At 67.9% G+C, this 5,743-nt stretch carries 4 protein-coding genes; all 4 read left to right on the forward strand.

Annotated features, from left to right (window positions below):
- Positions 1-969: vitamin B12 dependent-methionine synthase activation domain-containing protein (locus ACWGI6_RS17315; protein WP_453268295.1), on the forward strand; the 969-nt coding region annotated here is incomplete at its 5' end.
- 253 nt (positions 970-1,222) lie between these two features.
- On the forward strand, positions 1,223-1,936 hold the full coding sequence (locus ACWGI6_RS17320; RefSeq protein ID WP_453268296.1) for an HAD family hydrolase: 714 nt from the start codon (positions 1,223-1,225) through the stop codon (positions 1,934-1,936).
- Positions 1,937-2,299: 363 nt separating this feature from the next.
- A complete protein-coding gene (locus ACWGI6_RS17325) occupies positions 2,300-3,907 on the forward strand; it encodes an ABC transporter substrate-binding protein (protein WP_453268297.1) in 1,608 nt (535 codons plus the stop codon).
- 89 nt (positions 3,908-3,996) lie between these two features.
- A complete protein-coding gene (locus tag ACWGI6_RS17330) occupies positions 3,997-5,595 on the forward strand; it encodes an ABC transporter substrate-binding protein (protein ID WP_453268298.1) in 1,599 nt (532 codons plus the stop codon).
- Positions 5,596-5,743: the final 148 nt, after the last annotated feature.

A 5,743-nucleotide genomic window follows, 5' to 3' on the forward strand; every position in this document is an offset into this window, starting at 1 on the left:
GACGCGTTCGAGGGCCTGCGCCTGATGGACGCCCTGATCGCCGTCAAGCGCGGCGTGCCCGGCGCCACCCTCCCCGACCTCAAGCAACGCCGGGTGCCCAAGCGGGACACGGCCGTGCTGGAGGTCGAGGAGCCCGAGGGCGCGGTGCGCTCCGACGTCGCCCTCGACAATCCGGTCCCGGAGCCGCCGTTCTGGGGGACCCGCGTCGTCAAGGGCATCCAGCTCGCCGACTACGCGTCCTGGCTGGACGAGGGTGCGCTGTTCAAGGGTCAGTGGGGTCTCAAGCAGGCCCGCACCGGTGACGGGCCGACGTATGAGGAGCTGGTGGAGACCGAGGGCCGCCCCCGGCTGCGCGGCTGGCTCGACAAGCTGCAGACCGAGAATCTGCTGGAAGCGGCCGTCGTGCACGGCTACTTCCCGTGCGTGTCCAAGGGCGAGGACCTGATCCTGCTGCACGAGGACGGCACCGAACGCACCCGCTTCACCTTCCCCCGCCAGCGCCGCGGCCGGCGCCTGTGCCTGGCCGACTACTTCCGCCCCGAGGAGACCGGCGAGACCGATGTCGTCGGCCTCCAGGTCGTCACCGTCGGCTCGAAGATCGGCGGCGCCACCGCCGAACTCTTCGAGGCCAACTCCTACCGCGACTACCTCGAACTCCACGGCCTGTCCGTCCAGTTGGCCGAAGCCCTGGCCGAGTACTGGCACGCCCGGGTCCGTGCCGAGCTGGGCTTCGCGGGCGAGGACCCGGCCGACGTCGAGGACATGTTCGCGCTCAAGTACCGCGGCGCGCGCTTCTCGTTGGGCTACGGCGCCTGCCCCGACCTGGAGGACCGCGCCAAGATTGCCGACCTGCTGCAGCCGGAGCGGATCGGTGTCGAGCTCTCCGAGGAGTTCCAGCTGCACCCCGAGCAGTCCACCGACGCGATCGTCATCCACCACCCGGAGGCGAAGTACTTCAACGCGCGGTAGCGGGGTGAACCCTTCCCGGGGCGGCAGCAGACCGCCCCGGGAATCCGGGAATCCCTGTAGCGCTCGGTGATTCCGCGTGCGCGGGCCGGGACCGCCCGGGATCCCCCTCAGGACGGCCCCGACCTCCAGCACCACGCATTTCGGCCCGTACCGTCGTACACTTATCGGTCCGGTAGTGGCCGGTCGTTTCCCCAGCCGGGGATGGCGGCCGGCCCTTTCGTCCCTTCGGGGACGTCGTAACGGAGGTGGATGGATGACCAGCAGCATCCCCGCAGTCGGCACCCGAACGGCCGAAGCCGCGACCCTCCAAGCCGTATTCCTCGATCTGGACGGCACGCTCGTCGACACCGAGGGATTCTGGTGGGAGGCGGAGGCGGAAGTCTTTGCCGAACTCGGCCACATCCTCGACGACACACACCGCGAGGTCGTGGTCGGCGGACCGATGACCCGCAGTGCCGGGTATCTGATTCAAGCCACCGGCGTCGACATCAGCCTGACCGAGCTCAGCGTGCTCCTCAACGCCGCCTTCCTGGCCCGGATCGGGCGTGGCGTCTCCCTGATGCCGGGCGCCCGCAGGCTGCTGGCCGAGCTGGCCGCCCATGAGGTGCCGACCGCGCTGGTCTCCGCCTCGCACCGCGCCATCGTCGACCAGATGCTGCATTCGCTGGGCCCGGAGAACTTCCGGCTGACCCTGGCGGGCGATGACCTGGAGCGCACCAAACCGCACCCGGACCCGTATCTGACGGCCGCCGCGCGGCTGGGGGCCGACCCGGCGTGCTGCGCGGTCATCGAGGACACCCTGACCGGCGTGACCGCAGGTGAGGCGGCGGGCTGCCCGGTCGTCGCGGTGCCCTCGGTGACACCGATCCCGCCGGCGGCGGGCCGTACGGTCGTGCCCTCGCTGGTAGAAGTCGATCTGCCATTTCTCCGAACGCTCATCACGGAAAGCCGTCGAGTCGTGCACTGAGCGTGTCCCGGAGAAAGCTCCTCAGAACTGAGGGGAGCGGCCCGCTCATTTTCCGTGACGAATGCGCTGACCGAATTGTTGCCTCGTCACGGATCCTTGAATGCGTGACGTTTCTCACGTGCCGGGCCGTCGACAGTGGGGCCCTGTGGTGTTCCAGAGGGGCCGTCGGGGGTGTTAAGCGGGGTTAAGTGTCCGGATTGGTGGAGCAACGTGCGAATCGTTCCACCGTCCGGATATCGATCACCCACCCGTGGTTATCCGGAAGCCATATCGAATCAACTCCTTTGTGTCTGAGCGCGGCTGGCCGTTCCTACTAATGTCGACGCGAGCAACACCTCTGCGCTGATAAGGAACCTGCCGACGATGAATCGCAAGACCCTGGTGCTGCCGGCGCTGGCCGGTCTCCTCGCCCCCGTTCTCGCAGCCTGTGGCAGCACGGACGGCGCGGGCGAAGGCGGCGATCCGATCGTGGTGGGAGTCGCCTCCCAGATCGAGGCGACCAAGGCGGCGCCCGCCCCGCTCGACCCGTCGCAGGCCTATGACGTCGATGCGTGGAACATGCTGCGCGGCACCCTCCAGACCCTGATGCGGCTGCCCAGGACCGGCAACGCGCCGGTGCCCGAGGCCGCCGAGTCCTGCGGGTTCCGCGACACCCAGAACGAGCAGTACCGCTGCACCCTGCGCAGTGGCCTGAAGTTCTCGAACGGGCACGCCCTGACGGCGCAGGACGTCAAGTTCTCCATCGACCGCATGCGGACCATCAACAACACCAACGGTCCGGTGTCGCTGCTCGATGACATCGACAAGGTCGAGACGCCCAGCGACAAGGAGGTGGTCTTCCACCTCACCAAGCCGGACGCCACCTTCCCGCAGAAGCTCGCCACCCCCGCCGCCGCCATCGTCGACGGCGAGGTGTACCCGAAGGGCCGCCTCTACAGCGGCTTCGACGTGGTCGGCTCCGGCCCGTACACGCTGAAGACGGAGCGCAAGAACAACCGCATCACCAAGGCCACCTTCACCAAGAACCCCACCTACAAGGGCGGGGTGAACGTGCGGAACGACAAGGTCGAGATGCGCTTCTTCGCCGACTCCAAGGTGACGGAGCAGGCGCTGCGCAAGGGCGATGTCGATCTGATGTACCGCGGGCTGTCGCCCGACCAGATCAGGAGCCTGGAGAACGCCCGCGACAAGCACATCATGCTCCAGGAGATGCCGGGCCAGGAGATTCGTTACCTCGCCTTCAACACCAAGGACCCGGCCGTCTCCAACAAGGCCGTGCGGAAGGCGATGGCGCAGATCGTCAACCGCTCGGAGCTGGTGCGCGACGTCTACTCCTACACCGGCGACCCCCTCTACTCGATGGTTCCCACCGGTCTCACCGGTCACATCAACTCGTTCTTCACCAAGTACGGGAACCCCAGCGCCGCCGCCGCCCGCAAGACGCTGCAGCAGGCGCATATCACCACCCCGGTGAAGTTCACCCTCACGTACACCACGAACCACTACGGCTCCAGCACCGCCAAGGAAGTGCGTGCGCTGCAGAGCCAGCTCAACAGCACCAAGCTGTTCGACATCAAGGTCAAGGGCGTCGACAGCTGGCAGCAGTTCCGGACCGACTCCCTGGACGGCAAGTACAGCGTCTACAACATGGGTTGGTTCGCCGATATCCCGGACCCGGACAACTACATTGCGCCGTTCATCGGCAAGCAGAACTTCCTCGGCTCGCCCTACCGCAACTCCAAGATCGAGTCGCAGCTGATCCCGAACAGCCGGCAGCAGACCGACCGCAACGCCGCCGCGGCGAACTTCAAGCAGGCGCAGGACCTCATCGCCGACGATGTGCCGCTCCTCCCGCTGTGGCAGGGCAAGCAGTACGTCGTCGCTCGCGATGACGTCACCGGTATCGAGTGGGCCCTCAACTCCTCCTCGTCGCTGCAGATCTGGGAGCTCGGCCGCGGCGTCGCGAACTGAGCCCGGGGACCCGGCCGATGCAGCACACACCCGCCGCGGCCTCCCCGCTGCGGCCCGACAGGCACCACCCAGAACGTGAGGACCGTTTAGTGAGGAAGCGTGACCAGTGGCTGGCCGCCCCGATCGGAGCGGGGCTGGCCACAGCCCTGCTCGCGCTCGCCGGATGCGGCACGGACGACTCGGGGGCGGCCGGCAGCGGCGAACCCCTGGTCATGGGAATGACGGACAAGGTCCAGTCGACCGACCCGGCATCCGGCTACGAGCCGGGATCATGGCTGTTGTTCAACAACGTCTTCCAGTCCCTGCTGAGCTTCCCCAAGGGAGGCACCACCCCCGAGCCGGAGGCCGCCGAACGCTGTGGCTTCACCGACGGCGACAGCAAGGTCTACCGCTGCACCCTCAAGGACGGTCTCAAGTTCAGCAACGGTGACGCGCTGACCTCCAAGGACGTCAAGTACTCCTTCGACCGCACCCGGCGCATCAAGGACAGCAACGGCCCCGCCGTGATGTTCTCCGCGCTCGACAAGGTCGAGGCGCCGGACGCCAAGACCGTGATCTTCCGGCTGAAGACGCCCGACGCGACGTTCCCGATGAAGATAGCCTCGGGCGCCGGCTCGATCGTCGATCACGCCGACTACCCCGCCGACCGGTTGCGCACCGACGGCAAGGCCACCGGCTCCGGCGTCTACACCCTCAAGGAGTACAGCTCCCAGAAGGCCGTCTTCGGCGTCAACGGCTCGTACAAGGGTCCGGCCAAGGTCAAGAACTCCGGGATGACCGTGAAGTTCTTCAACCGCCCCGACAAGCTCAAGACGGCCGTCGAGAAGGGCGATGTCGATGTCGCCTACCGCGGTCTGTCCATGAAGGACATCGCGGCACTCGACAACGCCTCGCTGAAGCAGCAGCACGGCACCCAGGTCGTCGAGGGCGCCAGCGCCGAGGTCATGCACCTGGTCTTCAACCTCAAGGACCCGGTCGCCGGCAAGCTGGGCGTCCGCAAGGCGATCGCCTACCTCCTGGACCGCTCGACCCTGGTCCGGGACGTCTACCAGCGCACCGCGGTGCCGCTGTACTCGATCGTCCCGGCCGGCATCACCGGCCACAGCACCTCCTTCTTCAACGCCTACGGCGACAGCCCGAAGCCCGACAAGGCGAAGGAGGCGCTGCGCTCCGCCGGCTTCAACGGCAAGGTGCCGCTCACCCTGTGGGCCACCCCCGACCGCTTCGGCCCCGGCACCGTCCCGGCCTTCGAGGAAATCGCCCAACAGCTCAACGACAGCGGCCTGTTCGACGCCAAGGTGCGCACCCTGCCCACCAAGGAGTACGAGCAGGGCGTGGCCTCCGGCCGGTTCGGTGCCTACGTCAAGGGCTGGGTCCCCGACTATCCGGACCCCGACAACTTCACCGCGCCGTTCTTCGGCAAGGACAGCGTGGTGGCCAACCACTACAGCTCGCCCACCATCACCGGGCGGCTGCTGCCCAAGACGGCCGACCAGCCGAACCGGGGCGCCACCAAGGGCGAATTCCGGGAGCTGCAGGACATCGTCGCGCAGGACGTGCCGATGATCCCGCTCTGGCAGGGCAAGCAGTACGCCGTGGCCCGCGACGGGGTCTCCGGCCTGGAATGGACCCTGGACCCCTCGACCGTCTTCCGGTTCTGGGAGATCAGCAAGTCGTCCGAGGCCTGACCGGACTCTGTCACACGAGAGCGGGGCCGGGCCCGGGACAACCCGGCCCGCCCCCCCCGCGTGCGCCGGAAGGGGGGTCAGGGGGCGCCCCGGACCAGGGGGGCCGGGCGCCCCCCCCCCCACACGGAAGCGGACAACCCCCCCCGCC

It is taken from the genome of Streptomyces sp. NPDC054786 (genome assembly GCF_053611685.1).